At 29.6% G+C, this 26,746-nt stretch carries 24 protein-coding genes; 15 read left to right on the top strand and 9 right to left on the bottom strand.

Going from position 1 to position 26,746, the window contains the following annotated elements:
* Positions 1–13 precede the first annotated feature (13 nt).
* The 3 genes from feoB to B3Z56_RS12015 form a co-directional block, all read right to left on the bottom strand.
* Positions 14–2,038 (bottom strand): ferrous iron transport protein B, encoded by a 2,025-nt coding sequence (feoB, locus tag B3Z56_RS12025; RefSeq protein WP_346878841.1) that lies wholly within the window; start codon positions 2,036–2,038, stop codon positions 14–16.
* 88 nt (positions 2,039–2,126) lie between these two features.
* On the bottom strand, positions 2,127–2,348 hold the full coding sequence (locus B3Z56_RS12020) for a FeoA family protein (RefSeq protein ID WP_035131429.1): 222 nt from the start codon (positions 2,346–2,348) through the stop codon (positions 2,127–2,129).
* A gap of 21 nt (positions 2,349–2,369) precedes the next feature.
* Positions 2,370–2,579, bottom strand: coding sequence for a FeoA family protein (locus tag B3Z56_RS12015; RefSeq protein ID WP_035131427.1), 210 nt, complete (start codon positions 2,577–2,579; stop codon positions 2,370–2,372).
* Between the two features lie 230 nt (positions 2,580–2,809).
* Here B3Z56_RS12015 and B3Z56_RS12010 point away from each other — a divergent pair, with 230 nt between their 5' ends.
* Positions 2,810–3,172 (top strand): metal-dependent transcriptional regulator, encoded by a 363-nt coding sequence (locus B3Z56_RS12010; protein ID WP_035131426.1) that lies wholly within the window; start codon positions 2,810–2,812, stop codon positions 3,170–3,172.
* Positions 3,173–3,263: 91 nt separating this feature from the next.
* On the opposite strand, the gene B3Z56_RS12005 is transcribed toward B3Z56_RS12010, so the two are convergent.
* Positions 3,264–4,610 (bottom strand): [Fe-Fe] hydrogenase large subunit C-terminal domain-containing protein, encoded by a 1,347-nt coding sequence (locus B3Z56_RS12005; RefSeq protein ID WP_346848206.1) that lies wholly within the window; start codon positions 4,608–4,610, stop codon positions 3,264–3,266.
* A gap of 26 nt (positions 4,611–4,636) precedes the next feature.
* Positions 4,637–5,203 (bottom strand): peptide-methionine (S)-S-oxide reductase MsrA, encoded by a 567-nt coding sequence (gene msrA / locus B3Z56_RS12000; protein WP_346878840.1) that lies wholly within the window; start codon positions 5,201–5,203, stop codon positions 4,637–4,639.
* A 197-nt stretch (positions 5,204–5,400) separates the two neighbouring features.
* Here msrA and B3Z56_RS11995 point away from each other — a divergent pair, with 197 nt between their 5' ends.
* From B3Z56_RS11995 to nagB, 3 genes are all read left to right on the top strand, one after another.
* Entirely contained in the window at positions 5,401–7,479 is a 2,079-nt protein-coding gene (locus B3Z56_RS11995; protein ID WP_346878839.1) for a hypothetical protein, read from the top strand.
* A 182-nt stretch (positions 7,480–7,661) separates the two neighbouring features.
* The gene (locus tag B3Z56_RS11990; protein WP_346876239.1) at positions 7,662–8,066 is read left to right on the top strand and encodes a type II secretion system protein; all 405 of its coding nucleotides are present in this window, start codon (positions 7,662–7,664) and stop codon (positions 8,064–8,066) included.
* Between the two features lie 355 nt (positions 8,067–8,421).
* Positions 8,422–9,165, top strand: a complete 744-nt coding sequence (gene nagB, locus B3Z56_RS11985; RefSeq protein ID WP_346876238.1) for a glucosamine-6-phosphate deaminase — start codon at positions 8,422–8,424, stop codon at positions 9,163–9,165.
* A gap of 67 nt (positions 9,166–9,232) precedes the next feature.
* On the opposite strand, the gene B3Z56_RS11980 is transcribed toward nagB, so the two are convergent.
* Complete coding sequence (locus tag B3Z56_RS11980) at positions 9,233–10,450, bottom strand: 6-phosphofructokinase (protein WP_346876237.1); 1,218 nt, start codon at positions 10,448–10,450, stop codon at positions 9,233–9,235.
* Between the two features lie 257 nt (positions 10,451–10,707).
* Between B3Z56_RS11980 and B3Z56_RS11975 the strand changes: the two genes are divergently transcribed.
* The 5 genes from B3Z56_RS11975 to ppaX all read left to right on the top strand — a co-directional run bounded on the left by B3Z56_RS11975 (position 10,708) and on the right by ppaX (position 16,624).
* Entirely contained in the window at positions 10,708–11,700 is a 993-nt protein-coding gene (locus B3Z56_RS11975; protein WP_346848200.1) for a WG repeat-containing protein, read from the top strand.
* 96 nt (positions 11,701–11,796) lie between these two features.
* Entirely contained in the window at positions 11,797–12,738 is a 942-nt protein-coding gene (locus B3Z56_RS11970) for a dipeptidase (protein ID WP_346876236.1), read from the top strand.
* Between the two features lie 133 nt (positions 12,739–12,871).
* Positions 12,872–15,139: a VIT and VWA domain-containing protein gene (locus B3Z56_RS11965; protein ID WP_346878838.1), complete on the top strand. Its 2,268-nt coding sequence runs from the start codon at positions 12,872–12,874 to the stop codon at positions 15,137–15,139.
* 117 nt (positions 15,140–15,256) lie between these two features.
* The gene (locus tag B3Z56_RS11960) at positions 15,257–15,988 is read left to right on the top strand and encodes a hypothetical protein (RefSeq protein ID WP_346876235.1); all 732 of its coding nucleotides are present in this window, start codon (positions 15,257–15,259) and stop codon (positions 15,986–15,988) included.
* A gap of 6 nt (positions 15,989–15,994) precedes the next feature.
* Entirely contained in the window at positions 15,995–16,624 is a 630-nt protein-coding gene (gene ppaX / locus B3Z56_RS11955; RefSeq protein ID WP_346878837.1) for a pyrophosphatase PpaX, read from the top strand.
* Positions 16,625–16,833: 209 nt separating this feature from the next.
* Here the strand turns inward: ppaX and B3Z56_RS11950 are convergent, their stop codons facing one another.
* Positions 16,834–18,090 (bottom strand): D-alanyl-D-alanine carboxypeptidase family protein, encoded by a 1,257-nt coding sequence (locus B3Z56_RS11950; RefSeq protein WP_346876233.1) that lies wholly within the window; start codon positions 18,088–18,090, stop codon positions 16,834–16,836.
* A 174-nt stretch (positions 18,091–18,264) separates the two neighbouring features.
* On the opposite strand from B3Z56_RS11950, the gene B3Z56_RS11945 reads away from it, so the two are divergent.
* The 3 genes from B3Z56_RS11945 (at position 18,265) to B3Z56_RS11935 (ending at position 19,944) form a co-directional block, all read left to right on the top strand.
* The gene (locus B3Z56_RS11945; RefSeq protein ID WP_035131399.1) at positions 18,265–18,876 is read left to right on the top strand and encodes an NUDIX hydrolase; all 612 of its coding nucleotides are present in this window, start codon (positions 18,265–18,267) and stop codon (positions 18,874–18,876) included.
* 61 nt (positions 18,877–18,937) lie between these two features.
* Positions 18,938–19,537, top strand: coding sequence for a hypothetical protein (locus B3Z56_RS11940; protein ID WP_346876232.1), 600 nt, complete (start codon positions 18,938–18,940; stop codon positions 19,535–19,537).
* A 194-nt stretch (positions 19,538–19,731) separates the two neighbouring features.
* On the top strand, positions 19,732–19,944 hold the full coding sequence (locus tag B3Z56_RS11935) for a hypothetical protein (protein WP_346876231.1): 213 nt from the start codon (positions 19,732–19,734) through the stop codon (positions 19,942–19,944).
* 141 nt (positions 19,945–20,085) lie between these two features.
* On the opposite strand, the gene B3Z56_RS11930 is transcribed toward B3Z56_RS11935, so the two are convergent.
* Both B3Z56_RS11930 and B3Z56_RS11925 read right to left on the bottom strand, forming a co-directional pair.
* Complete coding sequence (locus B3Z56_RS11930) at positions 20,086–20,463, bottom strand: hypothetical protein (RefSeq protein WP_346878836.1); 378 nt, start codon at positions 20,461–20,463, stop codon at positions 20,086–20,088.
* A 35-nt stretch (positions 20,464–20,498) separates the two neighbouring features.
* Positions 20,499–21,977 (bottom strand): nicotinate phosphoribosyltransferase, encoded by a 1,479-nt coding sequence (locus B3Z56_RS11925; protein ID WP_346848191.1) that lies wholly within the window; start codon positions 21,975–21,977, stop codon positions 20,499–20,501.
* Between the two features lie 169 nt (positions 21,978–22,146).
* Here B3Z56_RS11925 and B3Z56_RS11920 point away from each other — a divergent pair, with 169 nt between their 5' ends.
* The 3 genes from B3Z56_RS11920 (at position 22,147) to B3Z56_RS11910 (ending at position 26,744) form a co-directional block, all read left to right on the top strand.
* Positions 22,147–24,162: an ATP-dependent helicase gene (locus B3Z56_RS11920; RefSeq protein WP_346878835.1), complete on the top strand. Its 2,016-nt coding sequence runs from the start codon at positions 22,147–22,149 to the stop codon at positions 24,160–24,162.
* 418 nt (positions 24,163–24,580) lie between these two features.
* Positions 24,581–25,765, top strand: coding sequence for a M20 family metallopeptidase (locus tag B3Z56_RS11915; protein WP_346878834.1), 1,185 nt, complete (start codon positions 24,581–24,583; stop codon positions 25,763–25,765).
* 22 nt (positions 25,766–25,787) lie between these two features.
* Positions 25,788–26,744: an RluA family pseudouridine synthase gene (locus tag B3Z56_RS11910; protein ID WP_346876226.1), complete on the top strand. Its 957-nt coding sequence runs from the start codon at positions 25,788–25,790 to the stop codon at positions 26,742–26,744.
* Positions 26,745–26,746: the final 2 nt, after the last annotated feature.

The raw sequence follows: 26,746 nt of genomic DNA, 5'->3' as shown, positions 1-26,746 counted from the left end.
AGTAACACCTCCTTTATAAAAAGATTAAGCGTCCAACTTGATATATTATTAAGGAAACCACATAGGCTAAACCTGTTTGATATCCTATAGCGATAAATGTCCATTTCCAAGAACCCATTTCACGTTTAATAGCGCCTATAGCCGCAAAGCATGGAGCAGCTAGTAGGGTGAATGCCATGAAAGAGTAAGCACTAACTACATTAAATAGTTGTCCCATAGTTGAAACTAGGTTAGGGTCACTTTCTGTTAGTTCAGCACCAAGTCCGAATAGGACACCAAAGGTAGCAACTACATTTTCTTTAGCTAAGAATCCTGTTACAGTAGCAACGGCAGATTGCCAGTTACCAAAGCCTAGAGGTGCAAATATCGGAGCTATTACATTTCCAATGGAAGCTAATATACTATCTTGTGCGTCTACCATTTGTAAAGACCAGCTAAAGGATTGTAAAAACCAGATAAGACCTGAAGCTACAAAGATAATGGTACCAGCTTTTATGATAAAGGCTTTTCCTCTGTCCCACATGTGGATAAGAAGTCCTTTTAAGCTAGGTATTCTGTATTGTGGCAGTTCCATAACAAAAGGAGCTGGATCACCTTTGAATAGCTTAGTTTTCTTAAGGATTATTCCTGAAAGTATAACCATGGCTATACCTAAGAAGTACATTGATGGTGCTGCCCAAGGTTGACTAGGGAAGAAGGCACCAGCTAGTAGTGCAAATACTGGTAGTTTAGCACTACATGGAATAAATGGAGTAAGCATTATAGTCATTTTTCTATCTCTATCATTTTCAATGGTTCTACTTGCCATAACAGCAGGAACACTACAACCAGAACCTATTAACATAGGTATAAAAGATTTACCGGAAAGTCCAAACCTACGGAAGATCCTGTCCATGATAAAAGCTACACGAGCCATATATCCACAGTCTTCTAGTAAAGATATTAAGAAGAATAATACCATTATTTGTGGTACAAATCCGAGAACTGCACCAACACCACCGATAATACCATCTACAATTAGTCCATGTAACCAGTCAGCTACCTGCATATTCATTAACCAGTTAGAAACATTTCCTTGAATGAGCTCGGCAAAAAGGGTGTCATTTACCCAATCAGTGGCTATGGTTCCAATGGTAGTAACGGCAATATAATATATACCTAGCATTACTAGTGCAAAAATCGGAAGGGCAAGCCATCTGTTAGTAACAACTTTGTCTATTTTATCTGAAGTAGATAAATTAGAATTATTTTTCTTCTTAACACAGGAGGTAATTATTTTACCTATGTAGTCATAACGTTCAGTGGTAATAATACTTTCCGCATCGTCATCAAGAGATTCCTCATAGTTATTAATTAAATTATCTAATTTATCTTTTGTATTGTTATCTAGTTTTAAATATTCTAGAACTTTTTCATCTCTTTCAAAGAGTTTAATATAAAACCAACGTGGATTTTTTATTAAAGAATTTCCTCTTAATAGTTTTTCTATGTTACTTATAACTTCTTCTGTATCCTTACTAAAGGTATTTAATAAGGTAACATTTGGAGTACTTTTACCAATTTCTACAGCCTTATCAGATAATTCCTTTAGACCTTTTCCCTTAAGGGCAGAGGTTTCTAATACTTCACATCCAAGTGACTTAGAAAGCTTTGAAGTGTTTATTATGTCTCCATTTTTATTTACTACGTCCATCATATTTAAGGCTATAACTACAGGAATTCCAAGTTCTACGAGTTGAGTTGTTAAATAAAGATTTCTTTCAATATTTGATCCATCAACTATATTAATAATCACATCTGGTCTTTCATCAATCAAGAAATTACGAGTTACAACTTCTTCTAAGGTATAAGGTGATAATGAATAAATCCCTGGTAAATCAACGATAGTTACATCCTTGTGTCCTTTTAATTTTCCTTCTTTCTTTTCTACAGTTACTCCAGGCCAGTTTCCTACATATTGGGAACTCCCTGTAAGTTCATTGAAAATTGTGGTCTTACCACAGTTTGGGTTTCCAGCAAGAGCTATTTTTATACCCATTTTAATCCCCCCTAAATGTTAGCCAATGCTAACTTACTAATGAAAAATATACAGAGATTTAACTCTATGAAAATTTTAGAATCAAAAACTATTCAACTAATATTTTTTCAGCATCAGATTTTCTAATAGAAAGTTCATATCCTCGAATAGTTATCTCAATAGGATCTCCTAAGGGAGCTATCTTCCTAAGATGAATAGAAGAGCCTTTAGTAACTCCCATGTCCATAATCCTACGTTTCACAGCACCTTCTCCTTGAATTTTAAGTACTGTAACAGTCTGTCCTGGCTTTACATCCTTTAATGTATTCATAATTACCTCCTAAAATAATTCCTATATAATAATCCTATTTGCCATAGATTTATCTATAGCAATACGGCTATCTTTAACATTAATAATTATATTTCCACCTAACTCTGAAATAAGAGTTATACTTTCACCTACAATAAATCCTAGGCTTTTTAAAAATCTCACCGTTTCTTCTTTACCATTAATTTTCTTTATAAAAACTTTTTCTCCAGATTTGGCCATAGTAAGTGGCATATAAATCCCTCCTTTAAGTATGCACAAGCTAACTAATATTGAAAAACATAAGTTAGCTTTAACTAACCTATATTTTGAGTTTACTATAAATGATTTATGATGTCAACTGAAAATGAGAATAATTTTCATATATTGGGTTATTTTAAATAAGTAAAGAATAATTTTGGAAAGTTGAATGAAAATTTAACCTATGATAAAATAGGTTAAAAGAAACTATACAGGAGATTATTATGAAAATACATGAATCCGGAGAAAATTATTTAGAAACTATTTTATTGCTTCAGAGAAAAAAGGGCTCTGTACGTTCTATAGATATAGCAAATGAATTAGGTTATACAAAGGCTAGCATTAGCAGAGCCATGGGCATACTGAAAAAAGCTGAGTTTATAACCATGGAACAAGGAGGGGAGATAACTCTCACAGAAAAAGGCATGAAAAAAGCCAGTGAAATATATGAAAGACATACTCTCATCACTAAATATCTCATGGACACTTTAAAAGTATCTAAAGAAGTAGCTGATGGAGATGCCTGCCGCATAGAACACATTCTAAGTAATGAAGCCTTTGAAAAAATGAAGGAATTATATAAATAAAAAAATTGAGCATCCACTTATATTAAAGTGCATGCTCAATTTTTGTGAGAGATAAATTAATCTAGTAGGAAGTTTCATAGAGATAGTGTTTTTAAAAGTCTCTATGAAATATTTCAGTTTTATTTTCATCTTTGTAATCTTCTATGGTGAATATGCCAATGGCATCTAAGATTCCATTCATTACTGGGCTATCGTAGGCAACTTTATATTTAGAGTTATCTGCAAAGGTATCTACGGCAATTTTAGAATTATCTTTAGGGACAATAGCTTTTGGCCCACCAACGCATCCACCTACACATCCCATTCCTTCAATGAAGTTTCCTTTTATAATACCTTTTTGAAGATCTTGTAATATTTCCTTACATTCTTTTATTCCGTTACCTTGAATAGGAGTTACAAGTTTATATTTTTCAGGGAACATTCTTTCTATGCAATCTTCAATGGCAATTGAAACTCCACCGGTACGTGCATAAAGCCTTCCACCTCGTGATGCATATTCCATGGAGGTAGTGCCTTCAAGGGTTTCTGGAACTACATTAAAGGCTTCAAAAATCTCTTGTAATTCTGCAAAAGTAAGAACAAAATCAATGTCACCAATCAAGTCAGGAGATTTAACTTCTGCCTTTTTTGCTACACATGGTCCTATAAATACTACCTTTACATCTGGGTTTAATTTTTTTAACACCCTACCAGCTGCAATCATTGGAGATACAGTAGGAGATGTATGTGGCAATAAATCCTTATATACTTTTTTTATCATGCCAACCCACATAGGACAGCAGCAAGATGTAATCATAAAATCTGATTTAGTTTTAACATGAGCATCAAATTCAATGGTTTCTTTAAGGGTAAGCATATCTGCAAAGAATGCTACTTCCACCATATCAGTAAATCCAAGAGATTTAAAGGCAGTTCTAAGTTGTTCAATGGTGCTATCTCCAAATTGACCCATTATAGCAGGGGCTACAGCAGCTACTACAGGAGTATTTTCCTTTAAAAGTTTAGCAAGAGGCATAAATTCAACAGTATCTAGAATGCTTCCAGTTGGACATCCTTCCACACAGAACCCACAATCAGTACATTTATCATTATCTATATAAGTACACTTAGTTTTTTCATCATATAAAATAGCATCAAAGGGGCAGCTTTCTTGACATTTTGTCTTTCCATCACAATCTACTTTACACTCCATTTTACATAGTTTAATTTTATTAACAATTTTATGATCTGATTCATAATTATTTATGGCTTTTTTTAAATCTTCTATGTAATTATTACTAAAGGACAAATTCACTCCACAGAGAGAAGAAATTTCTCCCGCTAAGGCTTCTTTATCAACTATATTATCCTTTAATAATTCTTCAATAACATTCTCTAATTTATCATTATAGTAGGCATTGATAAGGATTTTAAATAATTCACTATGTTGTTTTTTCATAACAGCACATCCAATCTTAAAATATTTTAGTCTTCATATATTTTATAATAATCATCACCCCAATATTTTGCTATAAACTCATCTCTTCCAGATATACTTCTATCCTTTTTATATTCTGTAGGATGGGTTTTATAAAATTCTTGATGATATTCTTCTGCTTCATAGAAGGTTGATGCCGGAAGAATCCTAGTAACTATTTCTTCAGGGAATCTACCTGAATCATTTAGAACTTTTTTAGATTTTTCAGCAATTATTCTTTGATTCTCATCCATGTAGAAGATAGCAGCAATATAGGAAGAACCTCTATCTTGAAATTGACCTTCATCATCCGTTGGATCTATCTGTCTCCAAAAGGCATCTAAGAGCTTTTCATAGGAGATGATAGTAGAATCATATATAATTTTAATAGCTTCATAATGACCTGTACCTTGAGATTTTACATCTTTATAGGTAGGGATTTTAAGTTCACCTCCAGTATACCCAGAAGTAACACTTATAATTCCATCTAATACATCAAAAGGGGATACCATGCACCAAAAGCAGCCACCAGCAAATATAGCAGTTTTGTAATTTTCACTATTAATATTCTGCATTTTCAATTGCCTCCTAAATTTTGTTTTTAATTATATATTACCATATTTTAAAGAAATATATAGTAATTATAGTCCATATGAAATATAAATAATATGACAATATATGAAAGTTAATCATTTATTAATTTAGATTTATATCCATATATGGTAAAATTGAATATGGATGCGTAGAGCTTATCTTATGTTTAGGAGGGAATATGGATTACAACAAATTTAACATAGAAGAAAAATATGATAATTATAATAATATAACCAAGGTAGAAGCTGAAAAGATACTGTTAAAATTAGATAGTGTGATAGATCATGATAAAGGATATGATTATTACATATTAAAGGGAAAGATGCTCCTTAAGCTGGATAGAATGAAGGATGCTTTTCATACCTTAGAAAAGGCTATGACCTTTAATAAAACTGATGAAGTTTATGACCTTTTATCCTTTGCATATTACGAGGAGGAAGATTATGAAAAAGCACTTTATTATATAAATTTATCCTTTGGAATAACAGTAGATGAGTTTATTTATAATCATAAAGGAAAAACTTTAGAAAGATTAGATAGGTTTGAAGAAGCTTTCGAAACCTATTATGAAGGACTTAATTATGCTCTCTCTAGTTATAGTAGTTATGGAGATGTAGAGATATTTGGTGAAAATTTAGCTAGACTAGGGGGAATTTTAAAAAATCAATATTTAGATAACATAAAGAAATTTATAAATATAAGAGATTATTATAATCTTTATGAAAACTATATGAAACTTCTTCAAGTTATTCTTAAGGAGGAAGAAAATGATCACTATCATAGTAGTTCTGAATATGTAAGTGTAAAATATCTAGAGTTAGTTGAAGAAGGAAAATATATTTTAATTGATAATGATTACTTTTTAGGGATGATTAATATATATAAAATTCTATATCAAATAGAAAGCAATTCAGAGTATGAGGATAGGGAGTACATTAATAAAACCTATATAGATAATAAGGTGAGGGACTTTATTGATGCTGTTATGGAAAGAACTTCACTTACTAAGGATGTAGATATAATTTTAACGGTTTTAAATGAAGTTATAGGCATTAAAAATAGAGATTACTATGATTACTTGTATCATAAAGGTTTTATTTTTATGAAACTAAAAAGATATGATGAGGCATTAGAGGTATTAGATGGCATAACTAGAGATAAGAAATCACCTTATAATATAAAAGTTCAAAGCTATGAGTGTATAATTAAAAAAATGTATGAAGCTGAAGATATATATAAGGGAAATTATGATGAGTATAAAAAAAGTATGTCAGATCTCCTTAGAGATGAAATTCATAGGATAAAGGAAGATGAATATTTAACTTTAAATGATAGATGTGACAGAATAATACACAACTGTAAGAGGGCTATTAATTTAGAACTAGATAATGATTTTTGGTATGATTATATAGAAGTGTTATCTTTGGAATTAGGTGAGGAATATGAAGTTATTGTAAAAAACCAATCAGTATACAAAGTGATACAAAATTATAATAAAGCCATAAATATATATGATAGGCTCATTGAGGTGAAAAGTGATGGTCCCCATGGGTATTATAGAAAAGGAAGGGCAATTGTATTAGTGTTGAGACTTTTAAATAGTTCTAAAACCTCCTTAAAGGATTTAGTTGGAGTTCATAATTTAGACTGTTTTTCTTATTCAGAGGTTATATATAATCTTAATAAGGCTATTAGTTTAAAAAGTGACAATGGTAAATACTTTAACCTTTTAGCAAGAACTCATTTTGAGATTGGGGAATATGAGAAGTCCATGGGATATATCGAACAAGCACTTACCCTAGCACCTAATGATTTATATATGAATTTAAATAAGGTGTGTATTTATATTAGAAGATATAAGTACACAGAAGCAGTGGATTATTTATTTAAGATGTCCTATAAAGATATGAATAGAGGTACCGTAAGAAAAACTTTTCTTTCAAGAAAGGAAATTCTTAGTTTCTTAATGGGTATATTTAATTTATATACAAGGCAAGATAAAATTTACTATATAATAGCCTATTATTTTTATGCTATAGTTGATTTTCAATATGATAAAGCCTTAACCTTTATTAATAATGCTATTGAGATGTCTGATGATGAAAGATACTACTTGCTTAAAGCTAAAATATACTTTAAAGATGGAAAGTTTAAAGAATCATTAAAGTGTGCAGAAGAAGCTATAGTTATTGACGATCATTATGATGAAGCTTTTCTTATAAGAGAAAAATGTAATGAAAAATTAACAGATAATTAGTATATAAATATTGTAAACATCTAGGATTGAAATAAAGCCTAGGTGTTTTTATTTATGAAGAAAATATATTTATAATTATAAAAATATAAAATATTGTATAAAAATGTATTTAATGGATAACATAGTTTATGTACATAAATTGTTACATAAATTCTTAAATGAAAAAAGAAAGGAGGAATAGTGTGAATAAGAAAATTAATAGATCTAAGAAAAAGGGATTTACCTTAATTGAGTTACTAGTAGTTTTAGGGATAATAGGTGTATTAGCCTTAGCAGTAGCACCAACAATGGTATCTAAGGTTAGTGAAGCTAAAGAAAAAACAGATGTTTCAAATGCTAATGCCATAGCTATGGCAGTTAAAACCGAGATAATAGAGGGAGATATAAAAGCTTCAGGACCTATTGATGAAAGTGATATAACGGAAATAGGTAGTAAATATTTTGATGGTAAATTTCCAACATCACAATCTTTAAAAACTAATTTTACTGTAGCTTTAACTAATAATGTAATTACTGTTACAGCTGGAAAAGGAACACAATTTTACCCTGAGTATATATTAGGAGCGGATGATAAATATACAGAATAATAGATATATAACCTAGTAAATTAATCTTAAAATATATCTAGATAATACATAATTAATGATCTGAACCTTAATAAAAAGATATATTTTACAAACTTCTATAATATATAAAATATAAGAGAGTGGATTTTAAACATTTTTCCTATTAGCTATTCCTGAAAGTAGTTCATAGGAAGGTGATGCAATTATTTTCCGCTCTTTTTTATTGGCATAAGTTACGAAATTAAATCTTTATATTAAAATTTATTTATGCAATATATGTTATAATAGAATATATATTCTACTATATACTAAATTAAACTTAAAGAGAGCATACAACCAATTTGTAATTGAACTTAAGCACAGAGGAGGAATAAAAATGAATATTATTAAAGCAGAAGATTATGAAAGTATGAGTAGAAAAGCTGCCAATATAATTTCTGCTCAAGTTATACTTTACCCAAACTCTGTATTAGGACTTGCCACTGGTTCTACTCCGTTAGGAGTATACAAGCAGTTAATTGATATATATAATGATAGAGAATTGGATTTTTCAAAGGTACATAGTGTAAATTTAGATGAATACTATGGTTTGGCACCAGACCATAATCAAAGTTACCATTCTTATATGAAGGAAAATTTCTTTAAACATATTAATATGCCGTCAAATAATATTAATATACCTAATGGACTCGCTTCTAATATTGATTTAGAGTGTAGTAGATATGATAAATTAATTTCAGATTTTAGAGGCATTGATCTTCAGCTTTTAGGTATAGGTCATAATGGTCATATAGGGTTTAATGAACCGGGAGAAGTCTTTGAAAAGAACACTCATAAGGTTAAGTTAAATAAAAGGACTATTGATGCTAATTCAAGATTCTTTAATAGTATTGAAGAAGTGCCTAAGTATGCTATTACTATGGGAATAAAGGATATTATGCAGTCAAAAGGAATTCTTTTAGTAGTAAATGGAATTAGTAAGGCGGACATTTTGTATGAAGCTCTTTTAGGAGCAATTACACCAAAAGTTCCTGCTTCAATATTACAATTACATCCTAATTTAACTGTTATCGCAGATAAAGATGCTCTTTCTACCATTGAAAAAAAGGCGAAAATTTAATTTATAAAAGGAGTGATTTTTTATTTAAAATCACTCCTTTTAATATAGGCAAATTAAATTGTTAATACTATTTTGTTATGAAAGCATATTTTGGAAGACCGTTTTCGTATTGAATTTTTGGTTCTCCCATGATTAGAGGTAGTGTATACTCATAAGCTTCTTTAGTTACATTGTTACCTTCTTCATTGATCCATTCCTTAGGGAAATATTTTATTGAGTTTGCTACTTTTGAAGTGTGCACTGCAAAGGTTTCTGATTTATATGGAGCATTAGAAACTCTCTCAATACCTATCATATAACCGCTTTCACCTTCTGCAGAGTATTTTAATGCAGCAAATCCACAATTAAAGGCTTCATCAATATCAGTTTGAGAAGCAAAGTGCATTGCGCAACGTTGCATAGTTGAAAGTTCTATAGCTCTTACTTTTTTGCAAACTCCATTTTCAGTGATTACATTTTTGATATAACTACAAACACCACCTAATTGAGCGTGACCAAATTTATCTAGACCAGTACCACCCATTTCACCAAGGAAAGTACCATCTGCAGTTCTTATTCCTTCAGAAACTACTATAATTACAGAATTTTTTTCTTCTAATTTTTTAGCCACATCTTTTAAAAACTTAGCTTCATCAAAGGCAACTTCAGGAAGATAAATTAAATCTACCACTGGTTCTCCATTTAATGTAGCAATACAAGAACTAGCAGCTAGCCATCCTGTATCACGTCCCATTGCCTCTATAACAAATACATTTTTTGCAGTATAAACACTAGCATCTAGTTTGTTTTCTAGAGCTATAGTTGATATAAACTTAGCAGCACTTCCAAAACCAGGAGTATGATCCATTACTGGAAGGTCATTATCTATAGTTTTAGGAACTCCAAAGAATTTTACAGGAAGGTTATGCTCCTTTGCATAGTTACTTAGTTTATGAACTGTATCCATAGAATCATTTCCACCAATGTAAAAGAAAGTATCAATTTCATACTTTTTAAAAATCTCAAAAAGTTTTATGTATTCTTCTTTGTTATCTTCATAGGTTTTTAATTTGTATCTGCAAGATCCAAGTCCTGAAGATGGTGTATAAATTAATCTGTCAATAACTTCACTGTCAATCTGAGAAAGATTTATTATATTTTCATTTAAAATTCCCTCAATACCGTTAATTCCTGCATATACATTGTCAAAATAGTGTAGTTCTTCATTTGCTTTAAATACTCCCATAGCGCTGGCATTTATTACAGATGTAGGACCACCAGATTGAGCTACTATACAATTTTTCATATATTTAACACTCCTTTGTATTGTGTAGAGATACCTACACTTATTATTACATCTTTTTAATTATAATATAAATTATAATTACTAACAATTAGTATAATTAAATAGACATTGTATTAATAATATATAAGGTATGAGATAATAGTTTTTAAATAGTTAAATATATAGAATAGGTTATCTTTAATTAGGTTAACATAAGACTTTTTATTCGTATAAATGGTATAATATTCATATATTTAAAAAGCAAAGGAGAAAAGATTATGAAAATGTATCCCGTTGAATTAGATAATAAATATGGTTATATAGATGAAAATGGAAAAACTATAGTTCCTTTTATTTTTGATTTTGCCGATGAATTTGAGGATGAAATGGGCTTTATAGAGGTGGATGGATTATGTGGTTTTATCAATAGACAAGGAGATTACATAATAGCTCCTAAATATGATGATATAAATTATTTTAATGAAGGCATGGCTTTAGTTGAGTTAAACCATAGATATGGATATATAGACTTACAAGGCAATGAGGTAATAAAAGTAAAATATGAAGAAGGAAAAGGATTCACTGAAGGACTTGCAGCAGTGAAAATATTAGGAAAGTGGGGATATATCAATAGACATGGCAAAATGATTATATCACCTACCTTTGATGAAGCTAATGAGTTTGAAGAGAATGGCCTCGCTATAGTTAGAAAAGGTGAGAACTATGGATATATAAATGGGGAAGGTCAGTGTATTAGCGGATTTATATATGAATATGCTAACAATTTTAATGAGGGTTTAGCCAATGTGGGATTAGAAGGTAAAAATGTATATGTGGATGAAACCTTTAATATAAAGATTGAAGGAAATTTTGATTTTACTAGCGAATTTCTTAATGGACTTGCAGCTGTATCCCAAGATAATATATGGGGATATATTAATAATTCTGGTGACTTTGTTATTGAAAAAACATATAGCTGGGCAGATAATTTCAATACAGATTATGCAGCAGTTTCCATAGAAGATAAATATGGATTTATAGATAGAAGTGGGAACATAATAATACCTATAGAGTATGATAATGTTTTAGAGTACAGTGAAGGTTTATTTTCTGTTGAAATTAACGAGAAGTGGGGTTTTGTAGATTTAAAAGGTCATATAGTTATAGAACCTAAATTTCATGAAGTAGATAACTTTTATAATGGAATATGTAAGGTTATAATAGATGAAAAAGAAGGATATATAAATAAAGAAGGAGAATTTATAATATAGATAATAGGGATAGAATTTTAATATTTATGGTTATAAATAACTTGTAAATTCGTAATTTAATAGAAGATATAGTCTTAGAATTAAGGGGGATATAGTATGAGTATAATTGATTTGCATTGTGATACAATTTGTCATTTAATAGATAATAAGGATATGGAATTAAAGAGAAATCATCTAGCTATTGATTTAGAAAAGTTAACAAAAGGTAATTCCTTAGCACAATTTTTTGCCTTGTTTATTGATCTTAATGAGCATCCTAAGGCATTTAATAGAGCCATGGATATGCTTAATAAATTTTATGAAGAGTTAGAAAAAAATAATCATGAAATATCTGTAGCAAAAAATTATGAGGATTTTGAAGTGAATAAGGAGGAGGATAAAATATCAGCTTTCTTGACCATTGAAGAAGGTGAAGCTATAGAAGGCTCTCTTAAGAATTTAAGAAATTTTTATGACCTAGGAGTTAGACTTATGACATTAACCTGGAATTATGAAAATAGTATAGGTTATCCAAATTGCAGAGAAGAGTTTCGAAATAAAGGGTTAAAAACCTTTGGATTAGAAACCCTCGAAGAAATGAATAGGCTAGGCATGATTATTGACGTTTCACACCTATCCGATGGAGGGTTCTATGATGTGGCAAGATATAGTAAGAAACCTTTTGTAGCATCACATTCAAACAGTAGAGCTGTATGTAATCACAGCAGAAATTTAACTGATGATATGATTAGAACTCTCAGTGAAAAGGGGGGCATAACTGGCATCAACTTTGAAAAATCTTTCTTAATAGAAGGCGGAAGTAAAAGTGCTGTTACAGATATGGTTAAACATATAAATCATATCTGTAATGTTGGGGGTATAGATGTATTATCCCTTGGTAGTGATTTTGATGGAATAAATCCTAAAAATCTAGAAATTAGTAACATGGGAGAGATAGATAAACTCATAACTGCATTACAAAAAGAAGGATATCATGAAAGTCATATAGAAAAAATATTATATAGGAATGCTTTGAGAGTAATAAAAGAAGTTATGTAGTACAATATAATTTATAGAAACCTTTATATTAAATTATATGACTATGGCTAAGTACCTAGATAATAATTTATCCTTCAGAGGGAGGTAAAACTCCTTCTGAAGCAAATGTAGATAACATAAAAGGAGTGAGGTTATGGAATATGAAAAGTTACAGAACAATATTTCTAAGGGAGAAATATTGTTAAAAAAGGTAGATATAGACGGTAATATTTGTGGAGAGTTTGTTGAATTTACAATTAGCCATGTTTATGAAAATATTGGTGAAGATGATGTAAAAGGAATTTATACCTTCCCTATACCAGATACTGCTGTTATATCAGGTTTTGAAGCTAATATAGGTGGCAGTGTTATAAAAGGTAAAGTAGAAGATAAAAAAGAAATAGAGAAAATTTATGAAAATATTGGAGAAGATTCAGGAAGTAAACTTATATTAGAAGAACTAAATAACAACTATTTTAAAATGTCAATTGGAACAATCTTAAAAGGTGAAACTGTAGTTATAAAGATTTCTTATATTGAAGAGCTAGTATATGAACATTCTAAGCTTAAGTTAATTATTCCTAAGATTGTACTTCCGGAAAATCCATATAATGAAGAACAAAGTCAACAAGAAGACTATAAATTATCTTTAAATCTATTAGTAGAGACCTTTGAAAGTGCTAAATTTTCTTGTAATACCCATAAAATTCAGGTAGAAGAAGAAGAGGATGATGAGAGCAATTTATACAAAATAACCCTTCATGGTGAAGAGCAAATCCTGGATAGTGCTATGACAATTTATTTAGAAGAAAATTCCAGCGAAACAAGTGGAATTATATATGAGAATTATAGCGAAGACAATGGAATTGTTTATTTGAGGTTTCTACCTGAAATTGAAGAGGATGTAGAAGAGAAAAGTGGTAACTATATATTCCTTATAGACATATCAGAATCTATGGAAGGAGATAAGTTAAAGGAGGCTAAAACTGCTTTACACTTATGTCTTAGAAATTTATATAAAGGTGATACCTTTAACATAGTTGCTATGGGTGACACCCTAAAGCATTTTTCAGAGAGTAGAAGAGTTGAATTTAATGATGAAAATTTAAAGGAAGCATCTAAGTGGATAGATAAGTTAACTTGTGAAAATGATGCTAATATATTTGATGGAATAAAATATGCCTTTTTAAATGAAGATAAGGGAGAAGAAAATACTATAATTTTATTTACTGATGACGTAGTGGATGATGAGAAAGATATCCTTGATTATGTAGAAAAAACTTGCGTAGGAAGCAGAATTTTTCCTTTTGGAATAGATGCCTCTGTTAATACCTATTTCATCAATAAAATAGCAAGAATTACCTTTGGAAAAGCAGAATTTATTAATAGAAGTATTAGAATAGAAGATGTAATCTTAAATCAGTTCAATAGAATAAGAGGACTACAAATAACAGATATTGAAATTGATTGGGGTGGAATGAAGGTTGAGAAAACTTACCCTAGAACCATAGAATATATGTATGATGGAGAACCATTTTCAATATTTGCTAAGATGGATGGGAATCTAGAAGGTATTGTTACTCTTAATGGTATGGTTGGAGATAGAAGAATACAACGAAGAATAGTTCTAACTAAATTAGACTTAGAGGTTAATGCAAATTTAATTGAAAAGGTTTGGTATAAGAAAAGGATAGAATCTTTAGAGAATAGAATCGTCTATGAACGTGGAGAAGTTCATGAGGCTATGAAAAATAAGATTATAGAGTTATCTACTGACATTGGAATTATAAGTGATGAGACATCATTTATTTTAATAGAAGAAATTTATGAACCTGTACTGGGAGGAGTTATGAGAAAATTCTTACCAGTTAACATAGATTTCAATAAGGGTGATACAAATATAATCTCTCCAAAGTTTTATTATAGTCAAAGTCTAGATGAATTGCAGTTAGAAAATTTAATGGATGAGGGTATAGATAAATCAGAGTTCTTACGTGTGCTAGCAACACAGCAATTAGCAAGTGGTGCCTTTGGTAAATCTGTAGAAGATGATAAAATAGATAAGGTTATATATACTGCTAGAAGTATAGTAGCCTTTACTCACCACGGTGAAGGTATAGAAATGTATAAAAATCTATTAACTAAAGCTGTAGTATATCTTGTGGAAAATTATGAAGAATTTGTAGAGAATGAAGAAGTACTAATCTCCACATATGTTGCTCTTAAATCTTTTGCAGATAAGGTAATAGTTAAAGATAATAAAAAGACAAGGCTTTTAAATGCAATAAATTCCTTAGAAAGTCATATTGAAGAATTAAATATTGATATAAGTAAGATTAATGAGGAAATTTTAAGTAGTATAGAAGGCGCAAAAGAAAAAGATCAATTAAGCAGACTTATATATAAATCAATAAAATATTAAGTTAGTTTGTGTTAAAATGCTCTAAATATTAGATAAGCGCTGAGCATGTAATATAATTATAATGCATGCTCAGCATTTTTATAGAAAAATCTATTTAAGGAAGGTAGTACATACTTAATGATTGACACTGAAGTTAACAAAAATGATAAAGTGAATATGAGAGATTTTATAAAGAAAGATTTTTGCAGAAGACATAAACTTAATGTGCTAAATTCTCTAGATATTTTGACATTAGAAAACATTTCTAACCTTATAGATATATACGATGGTTATGTATTAAAGGGGTATTTAGTAAATGCTATACCAAAGGGTATTAAAGTATCCTTATCCAATAGGATGACTTCAAGTGGCGGAAAGACTATCTTTTCAAAAAGAGGAAGAGAATGTACCTATGAGATTAGAATAAGTAATAGAGTCATGAAAGAATATATAGAAGATAATAGAAGTAAAGTTGTATGTGGAATAGAAGCTAAGGATGCACTAGAAGCTCTTATGCTTATTTTAGAGCATGAGCTTTGCCATGTCATAGAATTTAGTGATTATGGAAGCTCTAATTGTAAAGGTGAAAGATTTAAGAATCTAGCCTTTAATTTATTTGGACATACAAGTAGTTATCATGAAATATTAAAGAGTAAAGATGCCTTCAATAAAACCATAAATAACTCATTTGTTAAAGGACAAGTTATTCAATTTAAATACAAAGGTGTATTGTATGAAGGAATAATTAGAAATATTAATAAAAGAGCTACAGTGATGGTGAAGGATATAAAGGGTGAATATAGAGATAACCATGGATTTAGTTATTCAAAATGGTACGTACCACTAAAATTACTTATAAATAAGGAGTAGAAAGATATGATTAAAGCAATACTGTTTGACCTAGATGGTACAATAATAGATACCAATGAATTAATATTGACTTCCTTTAATTATGTATTAAATAATTATTTAGGATTAAATATAGGAAAGGAGGAAATTGTAGAATCCTTTGGTATACCACTTAAAGATGTATTGAGTGAATATGATAAGGATAGAGCTGATGAATTAGTTGATGAATACATAAGATACTGTCTTAATTGCCATGATAAATACATAAAGTCTTATGATCACGTGGAAGATGGACTATTAAAGCTGAAAGATAAGGGATTAAAATTAGCAATAGTTACATCTAAGAAAAGGGGAACGGCTTTAAGAGGACTTAATTGTTTTGACTTAGAGAAATATTTTGATGTAATAATTACTCCAGAAGATAGTAGGAAACATAAACCAGATGGTGAACCAGTGTTAAAAGCTTGTGAAGTCTTAAAAGTTAATCCTAATGAAACTATAATGGTAGGAGATAGCCATAATGATATATTATGCGGAAAGAATGCAGGAGCAAAAACTTGTCTAGTAAATTATACTGCACTAAATATAGAAAAGATTAAAGTACATAATCCTGATTATATAATAGATAAAATTGAAGACATTATAAAGTTTATTTAGTATTTTAGGTGTTTACCGAAAAAAATTATCATAAGTATTATTGTCATAATTGAGAATGATAAAATAAAAAAGTATAAAATTTAAATTTAACTTATTATGATAAATAAAATTATTTAGTAAATAGAAAACACCTACATATATAAAATTACAAATATTTACACATGAAAAAGATTCCCTATGATTAATATTAACATAGGGAATCTTTAAAGCTATCTATATATACGATTTCTTTTTTTTCTACGTTTTTTGTTTATTTTAGATATTATTAGTATTACTAAAGATGCTATTATTATTAATACTAATAGAGCTAATACATAATAAAGGATATTACTTTTTATTATATCCATATTGGATAGTCCAGAATATATATCATATTGTTTTTCATATCCCTTTATATTAACAGTAGCTTTACCAATAGATTTATCTTTACTTAAAGTCCAAATATTTATCTTACCTACTTCAGAATTAAATTCTGGTTCTAAGTCTGTTGGATATAATGAAATATCCTCATGAATAGTAACTGGAACTTTAATTGCTTTTTTAGGTCCTATAAGAGGTAAAATTTTATATTCCATAGTAACTTCTGAAATTTCAGTGTTCTTAGCTTTGAAGACTTCTTTTTCTGCATTGAAGCCATAATTGGCTAAGTTTGTAGTATCTTCAAAAACCTGAGTGTCTACTGGAAAATTATAATCTGAGCCTAATACCACCGTTGCTAAAGTATGTCCATTCCTTTGATATAAAGCTGCTAAGCATCTTCCAGACTTTTCTGTATAACCAGTTTTTCCACCAATGTTTCCATCTACACCTATAAGTTTATTTCTATTTTCAACTATTGATGATGGTCCATTAGTAGATTTTACTTCTGATTCCTTTTTAGACATAGTTTCTCTAATCCACTCATTACCGTAAGCTGCATTTAATAATAGGGATAAATCATATGCTGTAGTATAGTGATCATCAGTGTTATCATCAAGGCCATTAGGTGTTACAAAATTAGTATTGGTCATACCTAAAGCTTTAGCTTTTTCATTCATCATTGTAATGAACTTTTCCTTTGTTCCACCAACATTTTCAGCAACCATATAAGCAATATCATTACCTGAATAAAGAAGTAGTATGTCCATAGCATCTTTACCGGTAAATGTATCTCCAGGAGTTACTGGATGAACATTAAGTCCATAAGAATAAGGCTCTTCTTTTAAGGCTGCAGCTGGATAAGTAAGTAAATCGGTTTTACTTTTATTTTCAGCTAATAGTAAAGCAGTCATCAGCTTAGTAATACTGGCTGGTTGTTTCTTTTCATCGATATTTTTAGAATAGATTATTTCCTTTGTTTCTAAGTCCATAACAATAGCAGAAGTACCAACGATTTCAGGTTGAGTTTCTGCAATGGCTATAGTTGAGAAAGAAAAGGTAAATACTAAAGTAAAAAATACCCATAATGATAAAATTCTCTTTTTCACAAGTCATCTCTCCAATTTTATATTTTAGAATTAAATAAGTCCTATCTAGTATAACATTTACTGTAATTTTCAACAAGGACAAAGAAAAAATATGTTATTAATAATATGTTATATTTTTATTATCTAATATTGTGGTATGCTATATATAAGATATTTAGAAGGAGCAGTGAACTGATGACAAATATAAATATTGATAGAATAAATGATATTTTTAAAGATAGGGAGTCCACATCTATACAACCTATGAAAAAAGCAGCAGTGATGATTCTTTTACAGGTTATAGACGATGAGGTTTATATAATTTTTCAAGTTAGAGCTAAAAAATTAAATAGTCAGCCTGGTGATGTTTGTCTACCTGGTGGAAAGGTTGAAGAAGGAGAGTCTTTTAGAGATGCTGCAATAAGAGAAACCATGGAAGAGATGAATATTAAAAAAGAAGATTTTGAAGTTATTGGTGAAATGGATTATTTCTTATCACCATACCTCATGATAATGCGTCCCTATATCGCTAAACTTAATACAAATAATATTAAGTTTAATACAAGTGAAGTTGATCATATATTTAAGGTACCAATAAAATTTTTTATTGATACAGAACCATTACTATATAAAATGGATATTGGCCCAATAAATCAAGATGGATTTCCCTTTCATTTAATAAACGGAGGTAAGGATTATAAATTTTCAAAGGGGGTATTAGATGAATACTTTTATCAGTGGAATAATTATGTAATTTGGGGTTTTACAGCTCATATTATAAAATCTTTCATTGATATCATAAAATAGTAATTACATCCATATAAATAAGTAAAGAAAATATTTAACTGCCTTAGGAGGTGTAATATGTATGGTAAATAGAACTTCTGTAAGCATATTAATACAAGATATGATGAATAAACTTGAGGAAATTGGTATTCACAGTATTCTTGTCAGATCTAAGGAAGAAGCTAAAAATTTTATTATGTATCATATAGATATTGGAACTCAAGTAAGAATAGATGATTGTTTAGAGTTAAATGATTTAAACTTAGAAAAAGCTGTCATAGAAAAAGGTGGTACCATATTAAACAAAGAAGTAGGGGCTTTAGATTTCAAAGAGGGCAAAAAAAGATCCTCAACTATATCCCAACTAGATTTATATGGTTGTAGCCACTTATTGGACGAGTTTACTGAATTTTCTCATTATATCACTGACAATGAAGATTTGTTAAGTTGTATTTATGGAATAAAAAAAATAGCAGTCATTAATATAGGCTTAAATAATAAGATTCCTAATGAGCTACTTCCTATATATGAAAAAATAATGAATATTGATAGTGAAAAGATTATTAACCTTAAAAATCATATAGCAAAAAAAGAAGATAGTAACTTGAATATCCATAATACTCAAAGAAATGTAGGACATAAAAATATAAGTATTGACATAAGTGTAGTTTTCATAGGATAAATTTATATATATATTTTAGTAATTGTAGTACAACTCCATCTTTTTTTTAAAATATTATAATTATATTTTAAATATATTCGAAAATTCTTAAATATAGAAAACCTCTCAATAAATCCACTAAAAATACTTTATTTTGTGAAAATTCTCATTTATAATTTAGGGTATTAAATGTGTATTTATTGGGGGTGGTATGCTTGGTTAAGTGTGATTTTTTATCAACTTATGATGAGTATGTAGAGTGTTCAAAGGACTGTGTCCTTTATAATTGGGCTGAAAATAATAATAAGTGCCCCTTTAAAGAGCTTAGTAGCAAGGGGAGCAAAATAAAAAATCTCTATGATTATGATTTGTACAAGGAGGATAAGTCGTTGCCTATATCTCTTTTATACAAAGACAGCTACTTATAATTAAATTATTTTTAATATGGATTTTTTATAACATAATATCTATATTAAGCTCCAACCAGATTAAACTAATCCAAGTGTGTTATTAGTATATTTCAATAAACATATAAATCTCCCAGCCTAGGCTAGGAGATTTTTTATTAACTATTTTGATTTCATACTACACCCTGAACATGATGTGCAATCCTTTGACTTTGATCCACATCCACCACATCCCTTAGATTTATTAGTAAGCGAAGGTGTTGCCTTTAGGTAGAGAGAATCTTTCTTCAGTACAATAATTATTTCATTAAAGTTACTAGATAAATCTTCACTATAAGCAATATTTAACCCCTGTATATCTTCAATAACATTGTAATTAATGGTATTATCTAAAATTATATCAACCTTAGAATTTTTACAACATCCACCATTTTCAGGTTCTTTTAATGCTATACAATCATATTCATCATGAAATTCCAGTAGTTTAATAATAAAATCAAAGGCATCATTAGAAATTTTTATTTTAAGTTTCTTATTCAATAGATATCATACCCTTCATAGATAGTATATTAATATTATTCTTCATATATTGAAGAGTATTCGTGTAATAATGATTCTTTTAAATTCCATAAGTTTTTAGATAAGTCTACATAGTATTGATGAGGATTTTGTAATCTTCTTATCTCTGACCATAGACTAGCTTTTTCCTTACCACAAAATTCTCTTATCTCCATTACAGAAGGACTTTCATAAGTACATTTACCCTTATCAAATATTTGAACCATGAGATTTTTTATATTATAATTTTTAATTCTTTTTTTCTTCCAAGTGTAGTTAGGGTCAAACAACTGCAAAGGCTTATTATTATCAAAATTCTCATCATTTAAAGCAATTAAATCTGCAATAGCTTTATTTGTTTTCTTATCATAAACTCTATAAAGAGATTTAAACCCTGGATTTGTGATTTTTTCTACATTTTCACTTATCTTAATTTTAGGGATAATGGTTCCATTTTTTTCTATAGCAACAAGCTTATAAACGCCACCAAATACAGGTTCACTTCTTGCAGTTATCAATCTTTCACCAACACCAAAACTATCTATTTTAGCACCATTTTCTAGAACAGCTTTAATTATAAATTCATCTAAAGAGTTAGAAATTGTGATTTTTACATCCTCATAGCCAGCTTCATCTAACATTTTTCTAGTTTCTATAGAAAGATATGCAATATCGCCACTATCAATTCTTACAGCCTTAGGTCTTTTACCCATAGGTTTTAAGATTTCATCAAAAACCTTTATAGCATTTGGAATACCTGATTTTAGAACATTATATGTATCTACTAAAAGTACAGTATTATCTGGATAAGTTTTAGCCCATGCTGCAAAAGCTTCATATTCACTATCAAAAAGCTGAATCCAAGAGTGTGCCATAGTTCCAGTTACAGGCACATTGAATAATTCATCTGCCATAGTACAAGCAGTAGCATTACATCCACCAATAATTGCAGCTCTAGCTCCATACAATGCACCATCATAGCCTTGAGCTCGTCTAGAACCAAACTCCATTACAGGTCTACCACTAGCAGCTTCACAAATTCTTGCAGCTTTAGTAGCAATTAGAGTTTGATGATTTATTGTTAGTAGTATCATAGTTTCTATAAACTGAGCTTCCATCACTGGACCCCTTACAGTTACAAGTGGTTCATTAGGGAATACTGGGGTACCTTCTGGAATAGCCCATACATCACAACTAAACTTAAAGTTAGCTAAATAATTTAAAAATTCTTTACTAAATAAATCTTTACTTCTTAGATATTCTATATCTTCATCAGTAAATTTAAGATTAGTTAAATATTCAATCAATTGTTGAACTCCTGCCATTATGCAGTAGCCACCACCATCAGGAATTTTCCTAAAAAACATGTCAAAATAAGCTATGGTATCATCTGCTTCAGTATTTAAATAACCATTAGCCATTGTAAGCTCATAAAAATCTACTAACATGGTAAGATTTCTTTGGCTTCTTAGGTCAAGTCTAGTAATTGTATCCATTTTTAGTTCTCCTCACTTATATAAACCATAAAATTTTATAAAATCTCCATAGGTTAACATTTACATCCTATATATCGTACCATAAGAAAACTTTCATTTCTATAGTATATGGACAAATAATATGGTAATATTATTTAATTGAAAGTATGTAAAAGGAAAGATTTATATTATGATAAGAAACAAAAACAACACTTTAAGTGAAGAACAGTTAACAGCCATTAACTGTACAAATGAAAATATAATAGTCAGTGCAGGTCCTGGAAGTGGGAAAACTGTAGTTATTGTAAATAGAGTTTATGAGCTAATAAATCATAAAAACATATCGCCTAAAAATATAGTTATAATAACCTTTACCAAGGCAGCAGCAACTAATATGAGAAATAGGTTCCTAGCCATAGATAAAAATAAGGTAAGTCCTTTCTTTGGAACCTTTCATGGACTTTGCTATAAAATACTAAAGTCCTATTATGGAGAAATTAATATAATAGAGCCCTTTGAAAGTTATAGAGTAGTAAAAAACTTTTTAACTGCCTATGTGGAGGATGTTAGTGAAGATAGAGTTAAGGAATATGTAAATGCCATATCCATCTATAAATGCAAGGGAGAATATAATAGAGATGGAAATAATCAAATCGATAAAGAACTTTTAAAAAACTGTGTAAATTTCTATGAATCCTATAAAAAGGAAAAATCCCTCCTTGACTTTGAAGATCTACAGTTAATGTGTAGAGATTTATTTATTAAGAATAGCTCCATATTAAATTCATATCAAAATCAATTTAAACATATATTAGTTGATGAATTTCAAGATAGTGATGATGTACAAGTGGACATATTAAAGCTTTTAAATAAGGGGAATAACTTATTTGTAGTAGGGGATGAGGATCAATGCATCTATAGTTTTAGAGGAGCTAATCCAACCTATATAGTAAACTTTAAAGATATATTTAAAGAAGGTAAAACCTTATATCTATCTACAAATTATAGGTCAAAGCAGAATATAGTAAGATTATCTATGAAGTCTATAAAAAATAATAAGATTAGAACTTCAAAGAATATCAGAGCCAGTAAAACTGATGATGGAATAATAAAGGCTCAAGGGGTTCGTGATGAAACAGCTCAAGGTACATATATAAGTGATTATATTCTTAAGGTAAGGGAAAGTGAAGATAATAACTTTAATAACTTTGCAGTGCTTTATAGAACTAATATAGAAAGTAGAAGTATAATTGATAGTTTTATTAGAAAAAAAATTCCCTTTACCTTACTAGATAGACAATATAATTTTTTCTCTCACTTCATATGCCAAGACATATTAGCTTATCTAAAGTTAAGCATATATCCTCTAAACATGGATAGCTTTACTAGAATAATAAATAAACCCTATAGGTATATAAGTAAAAATAGTATAGAAGAAGTTAAAAAGAGCAATAGCTTAGGCAGTATCTTTACTAAATTAAAAAACTTAGATAGTACTCCAGTGTTTCAATTAAAAATATTAGATAAACTCGAAAGGGATATTTCTAGCTTAAATAGAATTTCACTACCTTCTGCCGTAGAATTTATTATAGGAGACTTAATGTATCATAAACATCTGGTGGAATATGCACAGAAATATAAATTTTCCATAGAAGATTTAGAAAATGTGTTAAATGAGTTTAAAGAAAGCGTGAAGGGATTTAAAACTATTAAAGACTTCTTAGAACATGTAAATACTGTAGAAGAGGAAACAAAGAAAGCTAGCTCCAGAAATAAGGATAAAAATGAAGGCGTAATTCTTAGTACTATTCACGGTGTTAAGGGAATGGAATTTGATACGGTATTTATGATTAACACAGTAGATGGAGCTATTCCCTATAAAAATAATGATATAGAGGAAGAGAGAAGACTATTTTATGTAGGAGTTACTAGAGCTATTAACAACTTAATATTTCTTTTCCCCCAATTTATAAGAGGTGAAAAGAAAAATAAATCTCAATTTCTATGTGAGTGCCAGCTAGAAGAAGAGATACTAGAAAGAGTTAAATTTAAGGTTGGAACAACTGTAACCCATAAATTCTATGGAACAGGAACTATAACAGCCTTAGAAGAAAGTAATATCTCTATTAAATTTTCTGATTTGGAGAGAAAATTTGACTTTGATGTCCTTGTAACCAATGGGCTTATAGAGGTTTTGGAGGAATAGTTCATCCTTTTCTAATGTATATAGACATAGTTTCAGTGAAATGGATAGATTATGGTAATACACCCCAAAGCCTCACTATGAGTACAACTAGTTAACTAGTTAAATAATTATATAGTTTAATATTAATATAGGTATATATTTAACTAGTTTCCTAGTGAAAATTATCCATAGTCATATATATAATGTTACATATATTCATAGTTATAGACTATAAGAAGGATTACAAATATTATGGAGAATCACCTAGGAGGTTTTACACAGCTGAAACATATTTGACTATAATATTGAAAGGAAAGCTTTTCTGTTATATAATGGTTTGAAGTACAATATAGTTAAGACTTCTCTTAAATAGACTTCAAGTCTATTATTTTTTTGTATATTTGTATATAATATATAATTATCAGTAAGGAGGTTTCAGATGAACTTTATCCATGAAGCTAAACAAATAAGTGAAGAATTAATTTATATAAGAAGAGAATTCCATGAAAATCCAGAGTTAGATTTTGATTTATATAAAACTTCTGATAGAATAAAAAATTTCTTGAGAAATGAGAATATAGAATTTTATTCTTGCGCAGGTACAGGTGTTGTAGCTACTATATATGGAGAAGCAGGTAGTAGTAATGGAAAAACTATAGCTATAAGATGTGATATGGATGCACTACCTCTCCATGAAAAAAATAGTCACTGCTATATTTCTAAGATGGATGGAAAAATGCATGCCTGTGGCCATGATGCTCATATGACAATGGTACTTGGAGCAGCTAGACTTTTAAATAACCATAGGAAAGAGTTAAAAGGAAACGTAAAGTTTATTTTTGAACCTGCAGAAGAAACTACTGGTGGAGCTAAGATTATGATAGAAGAAGGAGCATTAGAAGCTCCTCATGTGGATGCAATAATTGGATGTCATGTAGATGAAAGTCTTGAGGTGGGAACTATTGGACTTAAGCAAGGGGTAGCTTATGCTGCTTCTAATCCTTTTACCATTACTATTTGTGGTAAAAGTTCTCATGGTGCAAGTCCCCATAAAGGCATAGACCCTATAGTAATTGCAGCTCAGGTTATAAATGCTTTACAGTTATTAGTAAGTAGAGAGACTAGTCCAGTATCACCAGGGGTAATAACTATAGGAACTATAAATGGAGGTACAGCAGCCAATATTATACCAGATAAGGTTACTATAACTGGTATAATTAGAACTATGAACCTAGAGGATAGGGAATACATGAAAAAAAGATTAAAAGAATTGGTAACCATGCAGGTAGAAAGTTTAAGAGGTACCTGTGAAATTACTATTGATGAGAGTTATCCATGTTTATATAATGACGACGCTATGTATAATATATTTTATGATAATAGTGTAGATCTATTAGGGAAAGATAAGGTTAAAATATTACGAGAACCTACTATGGGTGTAGAAAGTTTTGCATACTTTTCCCTTAAGGTTTCAGCTATGTTTTATCAATTAGGATGTGGAAACCTTGAAAAAGGAATAATATATCCTCTGCATAGTAGTAAATTTGATATAGATGAGGAATGTCTACAAATAGGAGTAGCAGTTCATTGTAATATGGCTGTAAACTATCTTAACAAACTATAAGAAAGAAATATTGGAGGACAATATGAATAATATACAAATAGGTTCAAATGAAGCCGGTCAAAGATGCGATAAATTCCTTAGAAAGTTACTGAAGGATGTACCATTAAGTGCTATATATAAGGCATTTAGAAAAGGTGACATTAGAGTAAATGGTAAAAAAATAAAAGAACAATATGTTTTAGAAGAGGGAGACACCATAGAAATAAGATATATAAAGACTAGTGGTGAAAAAAAGAAGTTTGAAAGAATAGAAAATAATCTTAAAATTACCTATGAGGATGAAAATATACTTATGGTAGAAAAGTGGCCCAATTTATTAGTTCATAGTGACACAAAGAATGGAGAACCAACTTTAACAGACTATGCCTTATCCTATCTATATGACAAGGGTGATTATGAACCTGAAAAAGAAGTAACTTTTACTCCTGCTCCATGCAATAGATTAGATAGAAATACCTCTGGGGTAGTTATATTCGGAAAAAATTTCAAATATCTAAAGGCTCTTAATGAAGCTATAAGAGAAAGAAGTATTGAAAAATACTATATGGCTCTAGTACAAGGAAGAATAAAGGATGGAACTTATACAGGATATATCTTAAAAAATGAAGATGCAAATATTTCTAAGGTATATAGCACTGAAGTTCCAAACAGTAAAGAAATTGCTATGGAAGTTACAACTATTCAAAGTTGTGGTACTTTTTCCCTAATAGAAATTAATTTACTTACTGGAAGAAGTCATCAATTAAGAGCTCACTTATCAGAGCTAGGAAATCCTATAGTTGGAGATTCTAAATATGGAGATAAAAAGCTTAATAGCTTCTTTGTAAATAGATATGGTTTAGATTTTCAATTCCTATATGCATATAAAGTAATATTTAAATCAAACTCAGGGGAGCTTGAATATATGAAAAATAAAACTATAGCAGAATCTTTACCACCAGTATTAAAGAAGATAAAGAATGATGTGTTTAAGTTTTAATG

Source organism: Clostridium sp. UBA7791, assembly GCF_002480755.1.
GTDB lineage: Bacteria > Bacillota > Clostridia > Clostridiales > Clostridiaceae > Clostridium_J > Clostridium_J sulfidigenes.
This window is presented reverse-complemented; position numbering and strand designations above follow the sequence as displayed.

Excerpts from the sequence above, each read along its gene's own strand:
- feoB (WP_346878841.1), bottom strand. The coding sequence starts at position 2,038 with ATGGGTATAAAAATAGCTCTTGCTGGAAACCCAAACTGTGGTAAGACC.
- B3Z56_RS12020 (WP_035131429.1), bottom strand. The coding sequence starts at position 2,348 with ATGAATACATTAAAGGATGTAAAGCCAGGACAGACTGTTACAGTACTT.
- B3Z56_RS12015 (WP_035131427.1), bottom strand. The coding sequence starts at position 2,579 with ATGCCACTTACTATGGCCAAATCTGGAGAAAAAGTTTTTATAAAGAAA.
- B3Z56_RS12010 (WP_035131426.1), top strand. The coding sequence starts at position 2,810 with ATGAAAATACATGAATCCGGAGAAAATTATTTAGAAACTATTTTATTG.
- B3Z56_RS12005 (WP_346848206.1), bottom strand. The coding sequence starts at position 4,610 with ATGAAAAAACAACATAGTGAATTATTTAAAATCCTTATCAATGCCTAC.
- msrA (WP_346878840.1), bottom strand. The coding sequence starts at position 5,203 with ATGCAGAATATTAATAGTGAAAATTACAAAACTGCTATATTTGCTGGT.
- B3Z56_RS11995 (WP_346878839.1), top strand. The coding sequence starts at position 5,401 with ATGGATTACAACAAATTTAACATAGAAGAAAAATATGATAATTATAAT.
- nagB (WP_346876238.1), top strand. The coding sequence starts at position 8,422 with ATGAATATTATTAAAGCAGAAGATTATGAAAGTATGAGTAGAAAAGCT.
- B3Z56_RS11980 (WP_346876237.1), bottom strand. The coding sequence starts at position 10,450 with ATGAAAAATTGTATAGTAGCTCAATCTGGTGGTCCTACATCTGTAATA.
- B3Z56_RS11975 (WP_346848200.1), top strand. The coding sequence starts at position 10,708 with ATGAAAATGTATCCCGTTGAATTAGATAATAAATATGGTTATATAGAT.
- B3Z56_RS11970 (WP_346876236.1), top strand. The coding sequence starts at position 11,797 with ATGAGTATAATTGATTTGCATTGTGATACAATTTGTCATTTAATAGAT.
- B3Z56_RS11965 (WP_346878838.1), top strand. The coding sequence starts at position 12,872 with ATGGAATATGAAAAGTTACAGAACAATATTTCTAAGGGAGAAATATTG.
- B3Z56_RS11960 (WP_346876235.1), top strand. The coding sequence starts at position 15,257 with ATGATTGACACTGAAGTTAACAAAAATGATAAAGTGAATATGAGAGAT.
- ppaX (WP_346878837.1), top strand. The coding sequence starts at position 15,995 with ATGATTAAAGCAATACTGTTTGACCTAGATGGTACAATAATAGATACC.
- B3Z56_RS11945 (WP_035131399.1), top strand. The coding sequence starts at position 18,265 with ATGACAAATATAAATATTGATAGAATAAATGATATTTTTAAAGATAGG.
- B3Z56_RS11940 (WP_346876232.1), top strand. The coding sequence starts at position 18,938 with ATGGTAAATAGAACTTCTGTAAGCATATTAATACAAGATATGATGAAT.
- B3Z56_RS11925 (WP_346848191.1), bottom strand. The coding sequence starts at position 21,977 with ATGGATACAATTACTAGACTTGACCTAAGAAGCCAAAGAAATCTTACC.
- B3Z56_RS11920 (WP_346878835.1), top strand. The coding sequence starts at position 22,147 with ATGATAAGAAACAAAAACAACACTTTAAGTGAAGAACAGTTAACAGCC.
- B3Z56_RS11915 (WP_346878834.1), top strand. The coding sequence starts at position 24,581 with ATGAACTTTATCCATGAAGCTAAACAAATAAGTGAAGAATTAATTTAT.
- B3Z56_RS11910 (WP_346876226.1), top strand. The coding sequence starts at position 25,788 with ATGAATAATATACAAATAGGTTCAAATGAAGCCGGTCAAAGATGCGAT.